Annotated in this window: 5 protein-coding genes; 4 read left to right on the forward strand and 1 reads right to left on the reverse strand. The window is 36.9% G+C overall.

The features are described 5' to 3' along the window. The first annotated feature begins 269 nt into the window (after positions 1 to 269). Together AC3IPI_RS14995 and AC3IPI_RS15000 are read left to right on the forward strand one after the other, a co-directional pair. Positions 270 to 14,450 carry an MBG domain-containing protein gene (locus AC3IPI_RS14995; protein WP_489153716.1) on the forward strand — a complete coding sequence of 4,727 codons (14,181 nt, stop codon included), beginning with the start codon at positions 270 to 272 and terminating at the stop codon, positions 14,448 to 14,450. A gap of 87 nt (positions 14,451 to 14,537) precedes the next feature. Beyond that, a complete protein-coding gene (locus AC3IPI_RS15000; RefSeq protein ID WP_489153718.1) occupies positions 14,538 to 15,431 on the forward strand; it encodes a PorP/SprF family type IX secretion system membrane protein in 894 nt (297 codons plus the stop codon). 306 nt (positions 15,432 to 15,737) lie between these two features. Here AC3IPI_RS15000 and AC3IPI_RS15005 read toward each other — a convergent pair whose 3' ends face one another. Beyond that, positions 15,738 to 18,362, reverse strand: coding sequence for a phosphatidylglycerol lysyltransferase domain-containing protein (locus tag AC3IPI_RS15005; RefSeq protein WP_489153720.1), 2,625 nt, complete (start codon positions 18,360 to 18,362; stop codon positions 15,738 to 15,740). A 179-nt stretch (positions 18,363 to 18,541) separates the two neighbouring features. Between AC3IPI_RS15005 and AC3IPI_RS15010 the strand changes: the two genes are divergently transcribed. Together AC3IPI_RS15010 and AC3IPI_RS15015 are read left to right on the forward strand one after the other, a co-directional pair. Beyond that, a complete protein-coding gene (locus tag AC3IPI_RS15010; RefSeq protein WP_489153722.1) occupies positions 18,542 to 19,012 on the forward strand; it encodes a hypothetical protein in 471 nt (156 codons plus the stop codon). Positions 19,013 to 19,041: 29 nt separating this feature from the next. After that, positions 19,042 to 22,434 (forward strand): trifunctional glycoside hydrolase family 18/polysaccharide deacetylase/glycosyltransferase family 2 protein, encoded by a 3,393-nt coding sequence (locus AC3IPI_RS15015; RefSeq protein ID WP_489153724.1) that lies wholly within the window; start codon positions 19,042 to 19,044, stop codon positions 22,432 to 22,434. Positions 22,435 to 23,275 lie beyond the last annotated feature (841 nt).

A 23,275-nucleotide genomic window follows, 5' to 3' on the forward strand; every position in this document is an offset into this window, starting at 1 on the left:
ACTACTATTAAGGAAATTCTTTACAAATGAGGTATTATCTTTATTCTCAGTAATTTACATGCCGTTTTTATTTAACCAATTATACGCTTTTTATACCACAATAGTATTGGTTATTATTCTCTGAAAAAAAACATTTTCGTCACAGATTTCCATTAAAAGATAAAATCAATAGATTAAAAAATTGATTTGCTTTTATTCTCAATATCATTAGTTCAATAAGTCAATAATAGAATAGCCCCCTTTTCTACATAAATTTAAAATAGAATAACATGAATAAAAAAATACTTACTATACTGGTGTTGCTTTTATTTAATTTTGGATATGCACAGACTAATACCTGGACAGGTACAATAAGTACAGCATGGGAAACTGGTTTAAATTGGAGTCTTGGGATAGCTCCGCTAGCATTAGAGAATGTTGTTATCCCCTCTGTAGGTAATCAGCCAGTAATTTCTGCATCTGGTGCTACTTGCGCTACACTTACTTTGGGAGCGGGAAGTAGTTTAACAATTAATTCATCAGGAACTTTAGCGGTTATTGGTGAAATTACGATTACAGCTCCAACGGTTGATAATGGCAATACTACACTTACTGTAGGATCAGGGAATCTGACTGCCGGAGGAATTACTATGGAAGCTGGCGTAAATGATACAAGAAAGTGTCATTTGAGTATTGATACAGGAAGTGCAAATATTGCAGGAAATGTTATAATGACAGGATCTGCACTTGAGAATAATATAGCTTTTACTGGTATTGGTTCGTTAAATATTGGAGGCACTATGATTGGTGGCTCTTTAACTGCGGGTATTGGAAAGGTAAATTATAATGGTTTGGTAGCACAAACAGTGGGGAGTTATGTTTATCATAATCTGACATTATCGGGTGTTGGAATTAAGACTTTTAATAGTGCCTTAGCGGTAAATAATACTTTATCTATTGAAGCTGGAGTGATTGCAGATTTAGGAACATTTATTCACTCAACATTTTTACTATCACTTAATGGATCAAATTCTACAGGAACCTGGGGAGGAACAGGTTCTGCAGCTATAAATATAAATCCAACTTTTTTTGCTTCGAATAGCGGAATTGTAAATGTAGGAGTACCAACGGTTCAGGCAACTAATGTTGTTTTTTCGAATACTACTTCTACAACTACAAAAATCGACTGGACAAATGGCAATGGAGCATCCAGAGTAGTATTTGTTCGTGCGGGAGCAAGTGGTAGTGCAGCGCCGCTTAACTATTTTGCTTATACGGCAGATTCAGTTTTTGCTGCAGGTACCGAAATTGGATCAACAGGCTGGTATTGTGTTTATAAAGGTACTGGAACAACGGTACATATTACAGGCTTATCACCCTTAACGACTTATCAGGTGATGACACTTGAGTATAATGGTTCATTGAATAATGAATTACATCTTACCGCAACAAGTACAGGAAATCCTGCGGGAGTCACAACTCTTAATCTTACTAACGACATAGCTACATTGAGTAATTTGAGTTTAAGTGCAGGAACTTTAAGTCCGGCTTTTGCATCAGGAACTACAAATTATACTGCAATAGTTGATTATTATACTACTGGCATAACAGTAACACCTATAGCTACAGATGCTAATGCAACAATAACGGTGAATGGTGTTCCTGTACTAAGCGGAGCTACTTCAGGAACAATTGCATTGGCAGTAGGATCAAATATTATTACAAAAATTGTAACAGCAACAGATGGACTAACAACAGCAACTTATACATTAACTATAACAAGAGCTACAGCATCTCCACCGGCACCAATAGTTACTGGTTTTCTTCCAACTAGTGGTCCTGTAGGCACTACGGTAATAATAAATGGATCAGGTTTTAGTGTAATACCAGAAGAAAATATTGTGTTTTTTGGAGCTTCCAGAGCTACTGTTAAAAATGCTACTGCAAATATTTTAACGGTCAATGTACCTGTTGGCGCTACCTATCAGCCAATATCTGTAATAAATAGTACAACAACTTTAATAGGATATTCTTTAGTACCGTTTAATGTCACTTTTTCACCAAATAATGGAACCATTAGTTTTGATCCTAAAGTTGATTTTGCTTCTAATGCTAATAGCAATTTGACGGTTGCAGATATTGATGGAGACGGTAAAGATGATATAATAGCAATTTCGACATCGGGGAGTTCATTTTCTGTTTTTCGCAATACCGCAACAAGCGGAACTATTACTACAGCATCATTTGCTTCTAAGATTGATATCCCTACATTAAGCAGTTCTTATTATATAAATATTGGTGATCTTGATGGAGACGGTAAGCTAGATGTAATCGTAACATCTAATACTGCTGCTAATGGAGTTTCAATTTTCAGAAATACATCTTCGGGAGCTGGAGATATTAGTTTTGCATCACGTATTACATATGCTGCTAATAACGGTACAGACGGTATAGGTATTAATGATTTTGATGGCGATGGTAAATCAGATTTGATTGTAACAAATCATAGTAGTAATAATGTATCTGTTTATCGTAACATTTCGTCAGGAATTGGAGATATTAGTTTTGGTTCTAAAGTTGATTTTACTACAGGAACTTATCCTGACAACATAACTTTGGGAGATTTTGATAGTGATGGTAAGATAGATTTTGCAGTATCTAATTATGCAAATAGTTCAATATCAGTGTTTCGTAACATTTCATCGGAAATTGGAAATATCAATTTTGATACAAAAGTTGATTTTCCTGCAAACGGAAGTCCTTTTAATATAGTAACGGGAGATTTTGACAAAGACGGCAAGATGGATTTAGCATGTGTTAATGTTACTTCTGGTGCAACAGCAACTGTATTAAGGAATATATCTTCAGGAATTGGAAATATTGCATTTGGGGCTCAAATTAGTTTTGCAACAGGTAGTAAGCCACGATATATTAAAATAGATGATTTTGATGGAGATGGAAATATTGATATTGTAACTGCCAATCAAAGTTCAAATTCTGTATCTGTTTTACGCAATACATCATCAGGTGGGACAATTAGTTTTGCTGGAAAAGTAGATTATTCTGTTGGATCAATTTTATGTGTCAGCAGTGGAGATTTTGATGGAGATGGTAAAGCAGATTTAGTAACTGTTTCTTCAACTAGTATGTCTGTTTTACGAAATAATTTATTGAATACGCCACCAATACAAGCCACTAATGTAACTTTTAGAGCAACAACCCAAACAACAACTACTGCCAGCTGGACAAACGGTAATGGTACATCAAGAGCAGCTTTTATGTATGCAGGGTCAGCAGCTAATCCGTTACCAGTTGATAATACTACTTATACGGGTAATGCAGCTTTTGGAACAGGAACACAAATTGGTACAACAGGTTGGTATTGTGTTTATAATGGCACGGGAACAACCGTAGATATAACAGGTCTTGCTCCTGCAACAACTTATCAGGTAATGACTGTTGAATATAATGGTTTAGCTGGACAAGAATTATATTTAACCACAGTAAGTACAGGTAATCCTGCGGGAGTTACTACTCTTAATAATGTAGCTACATTAAGCAATCTAAGCATCAGTTCGGGTACTTTAACGCCAGTTTTTGCGACAGGCACAACAAGTTATACCGCTACAGTAGCCAATGCTATTACAAGCATAACCCTAACACCAACTACTACAGATGCTAATGCAACAGTAACCGTAAATGGAACAGCTGTAACCAGCGGAAGTCCTTCGGGAGCCATAGCTTTAAATCTTGGAATAAATACTATCACAACAATAGTAACTGCTCAGGATGGAACTACAACAGAAACATATACCGTAACGGTAACCAGAACAGGGCCACCAACGATTTTAACAACAGGAGTTTTATCTGCGTTAAGCACCGTTTATGGTACACCATCTGCATCAGCAAGTTTTAATGTATCAGGTACCGATATGCTTGCAGGAATTTTAGTTACAGCCCCATCAGGCTTTGAAGTAAGTAGTGATGATATCGCCTTTACCGATGCAATTACCGTTGGAGTAGCAGGCGCTATTGCAGTTACCCCAGTTCATATTAGACTCAAAGGAACCATTGCGGCAGGTACTTATTCAGGCGATATAGTTTTAACCAGTACAAGTGCAACGACAGTAAATGTAGCTACAGTATTAAGTACCGTAACCCCAGCTATCTTGACCTTTACGGCAGTAGATGCCAGTAGAGCCTATGGAGCTGCCAATCCTACATTTACAGCAACCCCAACAGGATTTGCTAATGGCGACACCAGTACAATTATCACCACAGCGCCAACAGTTATCAGTCTGGCCGATGCCAATAGCCCAGTAGGACCATATCCAATTACAGCAAGTGGCGCAGTAGCTTCAGCCAATTATACCCTTGCTTATGTAGATGGAGTCTTGACCGTAACTGCATTAACAGATGCTACATTAAGCAATCTAAGCATCAGTTCGGGAACCTTAACGCCAGTTTTTGCTACAGCAACAACAACTTATACCGCTACAGTAGCCAATGCTATTACAAGCATAACCCTAACACCAACTACTACCGATGCTACTGCCACAGTAACCGTAAATGGAACAGCTGTAACCAGCGGAAACGCATCTGGAGCCATAGCTTTAAATCTTGGAATAAATGTTATCACCACAATAGTTACGGCTCAGGACGGAACTACAACAGAAACTTATACCGTAACAGTAACCAGAACAGGGCCACCAACGATTTTAACAACAGGAGTTTTATCTGCGTTAAGTACTGTTTATGGTACACCATCTGCATCAGCAAGTTTTAATGTATCAGGTACCGATATGCTTGCAGGAATTTTAGTTACAGCCCCATCAGGTTTTGAAGTAAGTAGTGACGATATCACATTTACCGATGCAATTACCGTTGGAGTAGCAGGCGCTATTGCAGTTACCCCAGTTCATATTAGATTAAAAGGAACAATTGCGGCAGGTACTTATTCAGGCGATGTAGTTTTAACCAGTACAAGTGCAACAACTGTTAATGTACCTACAGTAAACAGTACCGTAACCCCAGCTATTTTGACCTTTACGGCAGTAGATGCCAGTAGAGCCTATGGAGCTGCAAACCCTACATTTACAGCAATCCCAACAGGATTTGCTAATGGCGACACCAGCACAATTATCACCACAGCGCCAACAGTTATCAGTCTGGCCGATGCCAACAGTCCGATAGGACCATATCCAATTACAGCAAGTGGCGCAGTAGCTTCAGCCAATTATACCCTTGCATATGTAGATGGAGTCTTGACCGTAACGGCATTAACAGATGCCACATTAAGCAATCTAAGCATCAGTTCGGGTACTTTAACACCAGTTTTTGCTACAGCAACAACGACTTATACCGCTACAGTAGCCAATGCTATTACAAGCATAACCTTAACGCCAACTACTACCGATGCTACAGCAACAGTAACCGTAAACGGTACAGCCGTAACTAGCGGAAGTGCTTCGGGAGCAATTGTCTTAAATATTGGCACAAATGTTATAACCACAATAGTAACGGCTCAGGATGGTACAACAACAGCAACTTATACTGTAACGGTAACCAGAACAGGGCCACCAACCATTTTAACAACAGGAGTTTTATCAGCGTTAAGCACTGTTTATGGTACGCCATCTGCATCAGCAAGTTTTAATGTATCAGGTAACGATATGCTTGCAGGAATTTTAGTTACAGCCCCATCAGGATTTGAAGTAAGTAGTGATGATATCACATTTACCGATGCAATTACAGTTGGAGTAGCAGGCGCTATTGCAGTTACCCCAGTTCATATTAGATTAAAAGGAACCATTGCGGCAGGTACTTATTCAGGCGATATAGTTTTAACGAGTGATAGTGCAGTTACAGTAAATCTGCCTACAGTTGCTAGTACAGTTACCAAAGCAGTTTTAACAGTAACCGCAGCCAGCGCAACCAAAGTGTATGGTGATGCCAATCCGACTTTAACTGCCACGTATAATGGATTTGTAAATGGCGATGATGAAACCAGTTTAACCACACAGGCTACTGTAACTACCACCGCTGATACAACCAGCCCAGTAGGTACGTATCCAACCACAGCAAGCGGTGCGACTTCAGATAATTATACCTTTACGTATGTTGCAGGAACATTGACTGTAACTCCAGTAGCAATTACAGTAACGGCAGCCAGCGCAAGTAAAGTGTATGGTGATGTTAACCCAACACTTACAGCGAGTTATTCAGGATTTGTAAACGGAGACGACGAAACGAGTTTAACCACACAGGCTACAGTAACTACCACAGCTGACACAACCAGCCCAGTAGGCACATATCCAACTACAGCAAGTGGAGCGACTTCTGATAATTATACCTTTACTTATGTAGCAGGAACATTAACGGTAACTCCAGTTGAAATCACAGTAACCGCAGCCAATGCAAGCAAAGTCTATGGCGATGCCAATCCGACTTTGACTGCTACTTACAATGGATTTGTAAATGGCGATGATGAAACAAGTTTAACGACTCTTGCTACCGTAACTACGACTGCAGATACAACCAGCCCAGTAGGTACATACCCAACCACAGCAAGCGGAGCGGCTTCGGACAATTATACCTTTACCTATGTTGCAGGAACATTAACGGTAACACCAGTTGAAATCACAGTAACCGCAGCCAATGCAAGTAAAGTTTATGGTGATGCGAACCCAACACTTACAGCAACCTATTTAGGTTTTGTAAACGGAGATGATGAAAACAGTTTAACCACACAGGCTACAGTAACTACGACCGCTGATACAACCAGTCCAGTAGGTACGTACCCAACAACAGCAAGCGGAGCGACTTCAGACAATTACACTTTTACTTATGTTGCAGGAACATTAACGGTTACCCCAGTAGCAATTACAGTAACCGCAGCCAGCGCAACCAAAGTGTATGGTGATGCCAATCCGACTTTAACTGCCACGTATAATGGATTTGTAAACGGAGACGACGAAACGAGTTTAACCACACAAGCTACCGTAACAACTACAGCTGATACTACCAGCCCAGTAGGCACGTATCCGACAACAGCAAGCGGAGCGACTTCAGACAATTATACTTTTACCTATGTTGCAGGAACATTGACTGTTACTCCAGTAACAATTACAGTAACCGCAGCCAACGCGAGCAAAGTTTATGGCGATGCCAACCCAACTTTAACTGCTACGTATAACGGTTTTGTAAACGGAGATGATGAAAACAGTTTAATCACACAGGCCACCGTAACTACAACGGCTGATACAACCAGCCCAGTAGGTACGTACCCAACAACAGCAAGCGGTGCGACTTCAGATAATTATACCTTTACGTATGTTGCAGGAACATTGACTGTAACTCCAGTAGCAATTACAGTAACGGCAGCCAGCGCAAGTAAAGTGTATGGTGATGTTAACCCAACACTTACAGCGAGTTATTCAGGATTTGTAAACGGAGACGACGAAACGAGTTTAACCACACAGGCTACAGTAACTACCACAGCTGATACAACCAGCCCAGTAGGCACATATCCAACTACAGCAAGTGGAGCGACTTCTGATAATTATACCTTTACCTATGTTGCAGGAACATTAACGGTAACTCCAGTTGAAATCACAGTAACCGCTGCAAGCGCAAGTAAAGTGTATGGCGATGCCAATCCGACTTTAACCGCCACGTACAATGGATTTGTAAACGGAGACGATGAAAACAGTTTAACCACACAGGCTACCGTAACTACCACAGCAGATACAACCAGCCCAGTAGGCACGTATCCAACAACAGCAAGTGGAGCGACTTCGGATAATTATACCTTTACCTATGTTGCTGGAACATTAACCGTGACTCCAGTAGCAATTACAGTGACCGCTGCCAGTGCAAGTAAAGTGTATGGCGATGCCAATCCAACACTCACAGCGAGTTATTCAGGATTTGTAAACGGAGACGACGAAACGAGTTTAACCACACAAGCTACCGTAACAACTACAGCTGATACTACCAGCCCAGTAGGTACATACCCAACCACAGCAAGTGGAGCGACTTCAGACAATTATACGTTTACGTATGTTGCAGGAACATTAACGGTGACTCCAGTGGAAATCACAGTAACCGCAGCCAACGCAAGCAAAGTCTATGGTGCCGCCAATCCGACTTTAACTGCTACCTACAATGGATTTGTAAATGGTGATGATGAGGCAAGTTTAACGACTCTTGCTACTGTAACTACGACCGCTGATACAACCAGCCCAGTAGGTACGTACCCAACCACAGCAAGTGGAGCAGTATCTGATAATTATACCTTTACGTATGTTGCAGGAACATTAACAGTAACTCCAGTTGAAATCACAGTAACTGCAGCCAACGCAAGCAAAGTTTATGGTGATGCCAATCCGACTTTAACTGCTACGTATAATGGATTTGTAAACGGAGATGATGAAAACAGTTTAACAACACAGGCTACTGTAACTACGACCGCTGATACAACCAGCCCAGTAGGCACGTATCCGACAACAGCAAGCGGAGCGACTTCAGATAATTATACCTTTACGTATGTTGCAGGAACATTGACTGTAACTCCAGTAGCAATTACAGTAACGGCAGCCAATGCAAGCAAAGTTTATGGTGATGCGAACCCAACACTTACAGCAACCTATTTAGGTTTTGTAAATGGCGATGATGAAAACAGTTTAACCACACAAGCCACCGTTACTACGACCGCTGATACAACCAGCCCAGTAGGCACGTACCCAACCACAGCGAGCGGAGCGACTTCTGATAATTATACTTTTACTTATGTTGCAGGAACATTAACCGTGACTCCAGTAGCAATTACAGTTACTGCTGCAAACGCAAGCAAAGTCTATGGCGATGCCAATCCGACTTTAACTGCTACCTATAATGGATTTGTAAACGGAGATGATGAAAACAGTTTAACCACACAGGCTACCGTAACTACCACAGCAGATACAACCAGCCCAGTAGGCACGTATCCAACAACAGCAAGTGGAGCGACTTCGGATAATTATACCTTTACCTATGTTGCTGGAACATTAACCGTGACTCCAGTAGCAATTACAGTGACCGCTGCCAGTGCAAGTAAAGTGTATGGCGATGCCAATCCAACACTCACAGCGAGTTATTCAGGATTTGTAAACGGAGACGACGAAACGAGTTTAACCACACAAGCTACCGTAACAACTACAGCTGATACTACCAGCCCAGTAGGTACATACCCAACCACAGCAAGTGGAGCGACTTCAGACAATTATACGTTTACGTATGTTGCAGGAACATTAACGGTGACTCCAGTGGAAATCACAGTAACCGCAGCCAACGCGAGCAAAGTCTATGGTGCCGCCAATCCGACTTTAACTGCTACCTACAATGGATTTGTAAATGGTGATGATGAAAACAGTTTAACCACGCAGGCTAGCGTAACTACAACAGCTGATACAACCAGTCCAGTAGGTACGTACCCAACAACTGCAAGCGGAGCGACTTCAGACAATTATACGTTTACTTATGTTGCAGGAACATTAACAGTGACTCCAGTAACAATAACAGTAACCGCAGCAAATGCAAGCAAGGCCTATGGTGATGTTAACCCAACACTTACAGCAACCTATTTAGGTTTTGTAAACGGAGATGATGAAAACAGTTTAACCACACAGGCTACTGTAACTACGACCGCTGATACAACCAGCCCAGTAGGTACGTACCCAACAACAGCAAGCGGAGCGACTTCAGACAATTATACCTTTACGTATGTTGCAGGAACATTAACAGTAACACCAGTTGAAATCACAGTAACCGCAGCCAATGCAAGCAAAGTCTATGGCGATGCCAATCCGACTTTAAATGCTACGTATAATGGATTTGTAAACGGAGATGATGAGGCAAGTTTGACAACTCTTGCCACCGTAACTACGACCGCTGATACAACCAGCCCAGTAGGTACGTATCCAACAACAGCAAGCGGAGCGACTTCGGATAATTACACCTTTACTTATGTTGCAGGAACATTAACCGTGACTCCAGTAGCAATTACAGTAACCGCAGCCAGCGCAAGTAAAGTTTATGGCGATGCCAATCCGACTTTAACTGCTACATATAACGGATTTGTAAATGGAGATGATGAAAATAGTTTAACGACTCTTGCTACCGTAACTACGACCGCTGATACAACCAGCCCAGTAGGTACGTATCCAACCACAGCAAGCGGAGCGACTTCAGATAATTATACTTTTACCTATGTTGCAGGAACATTAACAGTGACTCCAGTAACAATAACAGTAACCGCAGCCAACGCAAGTAAAGTTTATGGTGATGCGAACCCAACACTTACAGCAACCTATTTAGGTTTTGTAAACGGAGATGATGAGGCAAGTTTAACCACACAGGCTACAGTAACTACCACCGCTGATACAACCAGCCCAGTAGGTACGTACCCAACAACAGCAAGCGGAGCGACTTCGGACAATTACACGTTTACGTATGTTGCAGGAACATTAACGGTAACTCCAGTTGAAATTACAGTAACCGCAGCCAATGCAAGCAAAGTGTATGGTGATGCGAACCCAACACTTACAGCAACCTATTTAGGTTTTGTAAATGGCGATGATGAAAACAGTTTAACCACACAAGCCACCGTTACTACGACCGCTGATACAACCAGCCCAGTAGGCACGTATCCAACAACAGCAAGCGGAGCGACTTCAGATAATTATACGTTTACGTATGTTGCAGGAACATTAACCGTGACTCCAGTAGCAATTATAGTAACGGCAGCCAACGCAAGCAAAGTTTACGGAGATACGAACCCAACACTTACAGCAACCTATTTAGGATTTGTAAATGGCGATGATGAAAACAGTTTAACTACGCAAGCTACGGTAACGACCACCGCTGATACAACCAGCCCAGTAGGCACGTACCCAACAACAGCAAGCGGAGCGACTTCAGATAATTATACGTTTACGTATGTTGCAGGAACATTAACGGTAACACCAGTTGAAATCACAGTAACCGCAGCCAACGCAAGTAAAGTTTACGGAGATACGAACCCAACACTTACAGCAACCTATTTAGGTTTTGTAAATGGAGATGATGAAAACAGTTTAACCACACAGGCTACTGTAACTACTACCGCTGACACCACCAGCCCAGTAGGCACGTACCCAACCACAGCAAGCGGAGCGACTTCTGATAATTATACGTTTACGTATGTTGCAGGAACATTAACCGTGACTCCAGTAGTACTGACTATCACAGCTGATAATCAGACTAAAGATTATGGTGATGTTAATCCGACTTTAACCGCCACCTATACAGGATTTGTAAATGGTGATGATGAAACGAGTTTAACGACTTTGGCTACGGTAACGACAATAGCCGATACATCCAGTCCTGTAGGCACGTACCCTATAACAGTAAGCGGAGCAGCCTCTGATAATTATACATTTAATTATGTTGCAGGAACATTAACTGTTATGCCATTAACAGATGCTACTTTGGCTAACCTTACTATAAGTGAGGGTACTTTAACTCCTGTTTTTGCACCAGGTACGACAAATTATAGTACTACTGTAGCTAATGCAATTACGAGTTTAGCAGTAACACCAGTTACCAACGATACAGATGCAACTGTAACAGTAAATGGAGTTGCAGTAACTAGCGGAAGTGCTTCGGGAGCAATTGCTTTGGCAATAGGTTCAAATACTATCACAACAATAGTAACTGCTCAAGATGGTTTAACAACAGAAACTTATACGATAATAGTAACTAGAATTGCATCACCAACAATTGTGACTACTGGTACTTTATCAGCATTAACTACTACTTACGGAACTGCCTCAGCATCGGGAACTTTTAATGTATCAGGAACTGATATGCTTGGTGGTATTTTAGTAACCTCACCTTCAGGATTTGAGGTAAGTAGTGACAATGTTACTTTTACCGATGCAATTACTATTGGAGCCGCTGGAATCATTGTAGATACACCAGTTTATATTCGATTAAAAGGAACAATTCCAGCAGGAAACACTTATTCGGGAGATGTAGTTTTAACGAGTAATAGTGCCACTACCGTAAATGTACCTACGGCTATAAGTATAGTAAATCCAGCTGTATTGACAATTTCAACTGCTAATATTATTAGAGCTTATGGATCAGCAAATCCAGTGTTTACGGTTAGTTATGCCGGATTTGTAAATGGTGAAGACGAAACGAGTTTAACGACTCAGCCAATAGCTACAACCCCTGCTGATGTGAATACTTCTATTGGAATTTACCCAATTACTATAAGTGGAGGTGTAGCGACAAATTATATTTTTAACTATACAACAGGAGCAACGCTTAGTATAACTCCAGTGAATCTGGCAATTGCAGCCGATAATAAAACTAAAATTTATGGCGATGCAAACCCTCCATTAACTATAACTTATACAGGATTTGTAAATGGAGATGACGAAACGAGTTTAACCACTCAGGCAATAGCTACAACAATAGCAGACGTGAATAGTCCAGTAGGAATTTATCCAATTACGATAAGTGGAGCAACATCTACAAATTATACTATTGGTTACACAGCTGGGGCAACACTTAGTATAACTCCACGAAACTTAGCAATTGCAGCCGATAATAAAACTAAAATTTATGGCGATGTAAACCCTCCATTAACTGTAACTTATACAGGATTTGTAAATGGAGATGACGAAACGAGTTTAACAACTCAGGCAATAGCTACAACAATAGCAGACGCGAATAGTCCAGTAGGAGTTTATCCGATTACGATAAGCGGAGCAACATCTACAAATTATACTATTGGTTACACAGCTGGAGCAACACTTAGTATAACTCCGCGAAACTTAGCAATTGCAGCGGATAATAAAACTAAAATTTATGGCGATGTAAACCCTCCATTAACTGTAACTTATACAGGATTTGTAAATGGAGATGACGAAACGAGTCTAACAACTCAGGCAATAGCTACAACTATAGCAGATGTGAGTAGTCCAGTAGGAATTTATCCAATTACGATAAGCGGAGCTACATCTACAAATTATACTATTAGTTACACAGACGGAGCAACACTTAGTATAACTCCACGAAACTTGGCAATTGCAGCGGATAATAAAACTAAAATTTATGGTGATGTAAACCCTCCATTAACTGTAACTTATACAGGATTTGTAAATGGTGATACCGAAGCAAGTTTAACCACGCAGCCAACAGTTACGACCATAGCCACTGCGAGTAGTTCAGTTGGGGTTTATCCAATTACAATAAACGGAGCAACATCTACAAATTATACCATTAGTTATACAACAGGTGCAATACTTACGGTAACTCAGGCAAGCTTGGTAATAACAGCTGATAATGAGACTAAGGTTTACGGAACTGTCAATCCTACTTTAACAGTAACATATACAGGATTTGTAAATGGAGATACCAGTGCAAGTTTAACCACAGTACCTACAATTACTACAACGGCAGTAACAGGAAGTGCAGTAGGAACGTATGTTATTACGGCAAGTGGAGCAGTAGATCTAAACTATCTTATTAGTTATGTAACAGGGATTTTAACTGTAACGGCAGCACCTACTTCAAATGATGCAAATTTAGTAAGCCTTACCGTTAGTAACGGAACACTAAGCCCAGCTTTCTCACCAAGTATTACATCATACAATGTTGTGGTAGGGAATAACATTACAGTAGAAAGTGTGACACCAACATCTGAAGATCCTTTGGCAACAGTAACTGTAAACGGAATAGTAGTAACAAGAGGAACGGCTTCTAATGCAATTAATTTATTGCCAGGTCAAAATACAATAGTTACTCAGGTTACAGCTGCAGATGGTGTAACGGTTAAAACCTATACTATAATTGTAACAAGAGCCACTTCTAATGATGCAACTTTATCAGACTTATCTATTAGTAACGGAGATTTAACTCCAACTTTTGCTAGTAATATAACAGATTATGGTGCAACGGTACAAAACAATGTTAGCTCAATCACATTAACTCCTACACTAACAGATCCTGCGGCAACAGTCACCGTTAATGGTATCGCTGTTACAAATGGTTCATCAAGTGCTCCAATAAATTTAAATACAGGAGATAATAAAATTACTGTAGTAGTTACAGCACAAGATGGTACAACAAAAGAAACCTATACTGTAGATGTTTATAGAGCAGTTGCACCAAATGAGGTAATAGCAACCAATGTTCTTACACCAAATGGAGATGGCAAGAATGATTTTTGGGAAATTAAAGACATTCTTTTATATCCAAATAACAAGGTTACGGTTTATGATCGAGCAGGAAGAATAGTATATTCTAAAAATAGTTATGCCAATGAATGGGATGGTACTTACCAAGGAGATCCATTGAGTAATGAAACGTATTATTATCTTATTGACCTTGGACCTGATTTAGCAAAAATTAAAGGCTTCATAACAATTATAAGGGATTAATAACCAAGAGTTCATAAGGAAACAAAGAAGTAATATAAATTGTTATATCATAACCATACAGACATGAGTACAATCAAAAAAAAATCAATGAGACCGATATATATCCAGATAATCCTATTCTTAACTTTAGTAGGAACAAATACAGCTAATGCACAATTAACTGAATTTCAGTCTATGTATTTTCAGAATCAGTTTATAACCAATCCAGCTATGGCAGGATTTGATAAGGGATTGAATTTTAATATAGGCTACCAACGACCATGGGAACAGGTTCCTGGAAATCCGGTAATTATGAACGCTACAGTCGATTATAATTCGGGAGACAGAGTTGGTTTAGGACTTAAAGCAAGTAGCGATAAAGCAGGTTTAATAAATAGAACCAGAATATTAGGTACTTATGCGTATCATTTACCAATTAGCGGGAAGGATCAAAAATTGAATTTTGGGCTATCTGCAGGAATTAATTTTGCAAATCTTGATTATGATAAGATAACAGGAGATCAAGATGATCCGGCTTTACAGAATTTTAATCAAAATCCTACTCTAGATGGAGATTTTGGTATTGCATATACTTCACAATTATTGACCATACAAGCAGCATTACCAAACCTGAACAGTCTTTTATTTGAAAAAGATAATGATATAAAAAAATATGCCGATATCCCGATTTTTTATTCAGCCATAAGTTATAAAATATACTTGTCTAATAGAGAAAATGACTTTACCATCGAGCCCATGTTTGCTTATAGAAGTATAAAAGGACACAGAGATATTGTAGATGTAGGAGCTCGATTTAATATGCCAGAAAATCATATCAATTTATCTGTTTTTTATCATAGTAATGAGGTCTTTTCTACATCATTAGGAATTGCATTAGATCAATTGGGTTTTTTCCTATCGTATTCTAATTACGTAGGTAATACAGGAGCTTATGCAAATAATACATTTGAACTTGGAATTAGTTATAGATTTTTGAATTAGTAGGCAATAATCTTTCATTCCTGCGTAAAACCTCAAGAAAAATCTTGAGGTTTTTTGTTTTCTTGGAAGGAGTAAATGAAACTTTTTTATTAAAAGAGTATATCGTTGCAAAGCTTTATGAAAAAATGGAAAATGGAACGCGGATAAAACGGATTCGCTTAGGCGAAAACACAGATAAACACAGATTTTTTTATTTTTATAATTTTCAAAAATCTGTTTTTATCCGAGTCTTTACTTTAGTAAATCCGTTTTATCCGCGTTCCTATTTAGGTAACATTTGTTGCTTTTTCGAAAAGCTAAAAGAAGTTACGGTTTAATTACTTTGGATAGTATTTGCGGGATTTGTATTAAATCATAATCATCAGAAAAGACAATATATTGATTATGCCATGAAGGCGAAAATTTCTCTTTATAATCTCTTAGACCTTTGTAATGAGAAAATGATTTTACTTTTTCATACACATATTTCATCGACTTTTCCTGAATCGTATTTGGGTTTTCGATACCACTCATTGGCGCAAGACCGATATTTACAGCAGTAAGATTTTGAGATTTTAAGTAGTCAAAAAGTGCAATCATAATAAAATCAATAATTCCGTTTGGAGCATCGGTAGTTTTTCTGATTAGATCATACGTTCCTTCGCCTTTAGTATAATCAGGAATGATATTAAGGAAAGCGATAATTTTTTCTTCGTTATTTTCGACAGTAATTATAGTTTGTTTTTTTAATTCGTCCCATAAAAAAATACCTTGAGAAAAAAGGATTTCATTCCGTCCAGTTTCCTCTAGCCATTCGTCACTAACTGATTGTATTTTTTGTAATAAACCATCTTTTATAGGAGGTAAATTTATGGTTGCTTTTAATCCTAAATCGCTAATCTTTTTTAATCCATTGCGCAACGATTTTCTACTTCCGCCTTCGAGGCTAAAAGTCGTTAAGTCTACAACACCTTCTTGCCCTATAAAAAAATATTTTTTACCAAGAGATTTATACAGCTCCAGATTTTCTTCGGGAATACGATAATAGATACTTTTTAAACCTGCTTCATAGCAAAAATTATCAAACTCGATGATGCATTGTTTTCTTTCATCATTGTTTTTTGCAACAGGATTTTCGAGTACTACAGCAAAATTACCAGCAACGCGATAAGCTAGGAAAGCCTCATTGTTTTGTGAAATATAAAGCAGTTTATCAAAGTAAGTTTTGAAATAATCCAAAGGCGAATTTCCGTATTTTTCTAAAAGTCCATTCGCAATTTCTTTTTCAGCAGCAGTTACAGGATTTTTAAAAATGTATGGTTTTATCAACGTATAAATTAAAAAGGTAAAAGAAACAAATCCGCTAATTTTAATTGATGCTAAAAAGTGTCTCGAAAAATTATCCAGAGGATTCAAATCATAACTGCCAAGCAGAAAATAATTTTGCAAAGTATATCGAATTGACTGGCCAATGCTAAAATCAATATTGAAATGTTTTTTATCTAAAAAATAAAAGCCAATAACCCCGTAAATTAATACAGCTATTACGCTTAAAATTGCGGTTTGTAAACCCAAAAGACGAAGCCTGGGATTGGTTTTAATATAGTATTCTTTGCGAGTTGCAATTAAACTTATACATACTATTAAGGCAATAATAGATTCTTCAAAATCTATTGCTTTGGTTAGATTTCCTATAATCGAAATTACAGATAATCCTAAGCCAAACCACCAAGCCATTTTTAAACCCTTTAGCATAAATGATGAGGTGACTAATAGGAACAATCCCGAGGTAAAAACCAGATAATTAGATAAATGAATTGCTTCTAGAGGTAAGAAGTTTTTTAAACGCATTAATCGGCCACTAATTGCAGGTGTTAAAACTGAAATTATATTAATTATTCCCAGACAAAATAATAACAATGCCGGAACGATTCGCATTAAGAGTTTATTTATTTTGGATAAAAAAGTAAGTATTCCTGCAAATAACGGAATCCAAAATTCGAACACCCGATAAAGTAATGTAATCGAAATTGCTTCGGGATTAGTAAATCCATAACGAATTAATATAAAACTCATTGAGACTTCTACAGGACCAAGACCACGAAGAAAAGGAGATATGATAAGAAAAATAACAGAGATTATATATCCCATTGATGCTGCGATTAATGAAGGTTCAAATTGTAAAGCCATCATTGCAATATATAAGTGAGCGATTCCCACTAAGTCGATAAAAATAGAAATTAGAATTGTATAAAAAAATTGGCTTCGATTTATAGTATGGTTTTGTAAATCGGTTAAGAAAATTTCAGTTTTAGGAAACCATTTTAGGAGCAATTTGTTGGCAGTTCCTTTGTTTAATATCGAATTAAATAATAAGAACAATCCAAGAATTAATAGAATAATTATCAGCATTCCAATCCACTCACCAGATGCTATTGACCCTTTTAATAAAGCGTAAATAAATAATGGAATCCCAATAATTATAACAGATAAGATACCTATAAAACCATATATGGCAGACGCTAAATGAATTTGTACTTTTTCAATCCCTTTTTTAGTTAGAGATTCTGTAAAAAAGTATAGCGAAGTAACCCCGCCAGCAGGAATAAATACACTAACAAAATTTCGTTTTAAGAATAAAGCAAGAGCTTGTTTTAATTTAATTCTAACCCCAATTGCCGAAAATGCATTTATATACATTGCTCCCTGAAGTAAGATGTAAAGCACAGTTGTACAAATCCCAACAATAATCCATTGCGGCTTTGCAGTTGTAAAACTATTCCTTACCTGAAGCAATTCTGTTTGTTCCTGTTTCAGAAACCAAATAGCAACGCCAAGAAAGAAAAGAGTTACAATAAATTGCGTAATCACTTTCCCGTTTCGGGATAATAACGGCACACTTCTTTCTTTGAAAAAATTTATGCAATAATCAATTTTAGATGGTGTTTTCAATGTTGTTTTAATTAATTATCTTAGTATAAATGTATTACAATATTTTTTGAATATGACAGAATTTTTAATTATGATAAATATACGTGTTAAATGATTAAAAGTTAATCTGTTTTTCATTTAGCAGTTGTAATTTTAAATTCAAATTAACCCCCATTATTAATTTTTAAATATTAGTGATTATGAAAAAACTATTTCTAGCGTTAACCATTTTATATGGAGCAAGTATGATTGGTCAAACAGAAGTTAAATCAGATAAAGAAGTTGTTCCTCCTGTGGCAGTAACAATTGCTTTTCAAAAAGAGTTTACAGGCAAAGTTCCTACCTGGACAAAGGATTATGAAGGCGAAGATTCAGATCACATTCGCTATCTGGCTAAATTTAATACAGGTTCATCTGTAGGATTAGCAGTTTATGATAATAATGGGATATTAAAAGCATATGAACTGGCAATTGCCAGAACAGAACTTCCTAAAGCAGCTTTAAGCTACATACAAAAAAACTATCCTAATCAAACTATTAGAGAAGCAGCAAGACTTATAGATGGTAACAATGTTATTACTTATGAAGTAGGAATTGTAAAAGATAGAAAATTCCTTGATTTAGTATTTGATAAAAAAGGTGGATTTCTACAAGTAACAGAAAAAGATTAATTATAACAGCACTTTTACGAAAACAATATATGGACAATAAAAAACAAGTATTTCAGACCAACACTAAGCACCGTTGGAAAAGTTTTCAATGGTCAACAAGATTTATTTTTTTTATTGCCATTCTAATGATTCCGATTTTTTTTATTACCCTAAAAAGAGGATTAAAACCTCCATTACCACTTTTAGGCGGTAATGTAAAAACAGAACAGAGTCTGTCCAATCCTATTGTTCCAGTAGAGCTAAGTGCCAAAGAATTGAAGAAATATAAAGGCTTTGATTATTTTTTAAGAGAAAAAAGAAAAATCAATAAACTAAAATCCAAGCCAACTGTTTTAAATATAGAACAAGTTAGAGCTGCTTTTTATGTTGATTGGGATCCGCAGAGTTTATTCTCCTTACAGAAGAATATCAATAAGCTTAATATGGTTATTCCGGAATGGTTTTTTATTGATCCAAAGACTGATTTATTGCGAACCGAAATAGACACGGCAGCACTAAAAGTTATGAAGAAAAGCCATGTAAAAATCATTCCGATAATCAATAACATTAATGAGTCATTAGGCGAAGGCGAATTTGATGGAAATATGATTCATCGTATACTTCATGATAAAGTAAAAAGGGAAAGACTAATTAATGATATTGTAAAAAATCTTCAAAAATACCAATTACAAGGTATCAATATAGATTTTGAAGAGTTTAAAGAAAATAGTGATGAACCTATTATAAACTTCCAGAAAGAACTCTATCAAAAATTAAATCCTTTAGGATATCTTGTTACACAGGATATAATGGCTGGCGATACCGATTTTAATATAAAAGCATTATCCAAGTATAATGACTATATGTTTTTAATGGCATACGACGAACATTATGGCGGTAGTGTTCCAGGTGATGTGAGTAGCCAGAAGTGGATAGAAAGAGTATTGGATGAAACCGTAAAAGATATTCCTTCAGAAAAAATCATACTTTGTTTTGCAGGTTACGGTTACGATTGGCAACAAAATAGCCAAGGAGTAACAGTAAGTTATAACGAAGCAATATCACTTGCAAAACAATATGGAGCAACCATAAAATTTAATGATAATAATTATAATAATTCGTTTAGTTACGTAGATGGAAACGGCAAGCAGCATAAAGTTTATTTTACAGATGCAGCCACAAATTTTAATACCATACGATTTGCCGATGAGTACGGTGTTGCAGGAACTGCATTGTGGAGATTAGGAAGTGAAGACCAACGATTATGGAGTTTTTATCAGCGAAGTTTGACCAATGAAAGCATTCAGGAAAAACCGTTTGATTTTAAAAAACTCAAACACGTAAACACAAGATTTGAAACTCCGGATTATATAGGAGATGGAGAAATACTAGATGTAATTACAGATCCTCAACCCGGAATAATTAAACTAGAAACTGATCCTGTTGAGTCTATAATTACAGAACAAAGTTATGTACAATTCCCAACCAAATATGTAATTAGCAAGTTTGGAAATGTGCATAAACAAGTAGTTTTAACTTTTGATGATGGGCCAGATCCTACCTATACACCCCAAATATTAGATATCCTGAAGAAGGATAAGATACCAGCAGTTTTCTTTGTTATAGGACTGCAGGGAGAAAGCAATATTCCTTTGTTGCAAAGAATTTATAATGAAGGACACGAGATAGGCAACCATACTTTTACACATCCTAATATTGCATTGGTAAGCCCAGAAAGAGCTTCGGCAGAAATGGAAACAACAAGGTTATTGATTGAAGCAGTAACAGGAAGAAGCACCGTACTTTTTAGAGCACCTTATAATGCAGATGCAGAGCCTACTACCGAAGCTGAGTTAAGACCAGTTGCTTTAAGTAAAATTCAAAATTATTATACAGTAGGAGAAAGTATCGATCCTAATGACTGGGAAATAGGTGTTAGTGCGGATAGTATTTACTCAAGAACGATAAAACAATATGAAGCAAATCCCGATAAAGGAATTATTTTGCTACACGATGCAGGAGGAAACAGACAAGCAACGGTAGAAGCTTTACCAAGAATAATTAAATATTTTAAAGATAGAAATATTCAGTTTACTACAGTTTCGCATTTGTTAGGAAAAACAAAAGATGAAATTATGCCCAAAGCAAAAGGAGATTACATAACGCTGGATAATATTATTTTTGACTGTGCTTATTGGTTTGGACAATTTATAACTGCCACATTTTGGGTTGCCATTTTTCTTGGCTTCATGCGTATTGCACTCATGGCTGTAATGGCATTTATAAAAAAATGGAAAGACCATAAATACCCGCCAACTTATGATTCTATTGTAGGTTCTTACCCAAAGGTGAGTATTATTGTACCAGCTTATAATGAGGAGATAAATGCAGTAAAAACCATCAAAAATTTACTTCGTCAGGATTATCCCGACTTTGATATTGTTTTTGTAGATGATGGATCAAAAGACAGTACTTTTAAAATGGTAAAAGACGCTTTTGAGAATAATACTATTGTAAAAGTACATACTAAACCTAATGGAGGTAAAGCATCGGCATTAAACTACGGAATTTTACTTACCAAAAATGATTTTGTAGTATGTATCGATGCCGATACGCAACTTAAAACCGACGCCATTTCGCAATTGATGAAAGGATTTAGAATGCAGCTAAAAAACAATCAGGAAATAGGAGCTATTGCAGGAAATGTAAAAGTAGGAAATGAAAATACGATGCTTACTAAATGGCAAAGTATCGAATATACTACGGCACAAAATTTTGACCGAAGAGCCTTCGATTTAATAAATGGAATAACAGTAGTTCCAGGAGCAATTGGCGCATTTAGAAAAGAAGCTATCGAGAAAGCAGGAGGATTTACAACCGATACACTTGCCGAAGATTGTGATTTAACCATTCGTATACTAAGAAGCGATTACCGCATTATAAATTGTATAGAAGCCGTAGCAGTGACAGAAGCACCAGAAAGTCTAAACGAATTTATGAAACAAAGATTTAGATGGAGCTATGGTATAATGCAGGCTTTCTGGAAAAATAGAGATGCATGTTTTAATCCTAAATACAAAGGATTAGGAATGGTAGCATTACCTAACGTATTACTTTTTCAGATAATATTACCAGTCTTTGCACCCTTGGCAGATTTAGTACTTATACTAAGTTTAATCTGGAATCATAACGATATAGAGAGTTTGCATAAAATAGGAATTTATTATCTTGTTTTCATGTTAGTAGATATGCTAGTAAGCCTTATTGCTTTTATATTTGAGAAAGAAAAATTGACAAAATTAATCTGGTTGATACCACAGCGATTTGTTTACCGACAATTAATGTATGTCATTTTATTTAAGGCACTAAGGAGAGCCATAAAAGGAGAAAGCCAGAGTTGGGGAGTACTTACCAGAACAGGAAATGTAGAAACGCTAAAATAAAGTTGTACCAAAATAAAAGTTCAAATTTAACTCTAAATCATCAAAGACAGATAAGGTTCATTTAAGCTAAACATACAGAAAAGTATTGAGTTGTATAATTAGCTATTTTGGGTTTAATGCGTAGAATGAATTCTGTTGATTATTAATGAATTACTTTTTATTTTTTTATAAGAATTTTATTAAAAAGAGTATTTACGAAGACGCTTTGGCGATGTTTTTAGCCGTTTATCCGATTTAATTAGCTTAAAAAATACTACAAAAACACAATTATCTGATTGTAAATGTGTTGTAATTGTTTTTTTTTAATTGTTTTCAACTCAAAAATTAAAAAATTAAAAGCCCCGAATGCCCTGTGTATTCGGGGCTTTAGCTTTTTTTTGAGAATTTTTTATAGATACAGAGTCAATTATAATATTAAGAAAAGATTAAGTTGAAAAATAATTCAGGTATTATTTTATTTTGTATTATATTTTTATTACTTTTAATATTCTTATTTACAATGACTTACATTTTAAGTGTGGTTTTTTGTTAAAAGAAACTTTAACAAGATTTCGTTAAAGAAAACTGAAATACCACTTAAGGCTCTTTAACATTTTTTTTTGTTAAAAATTTAAAAAGCTTTTGTTTATCAATACGATTAAAATAGACATAAATGGTTTATACATCACTTTACCAATTTATGATGATTTTATAAAATATATTGAAAAAACATAAAAGCATAATATATATTGTTGATTAATATTTAGACAAGTAAAGTGTTGTAATTTACATTGTCTTTAGTCATCACCTAAAAATTGATACTCAGACAAGTAAAGTGTTGTAATTTATATTGTCTTTAGTC

This window comes from Flavobacterium sp. GL_143, assembly GCF_057834355.1.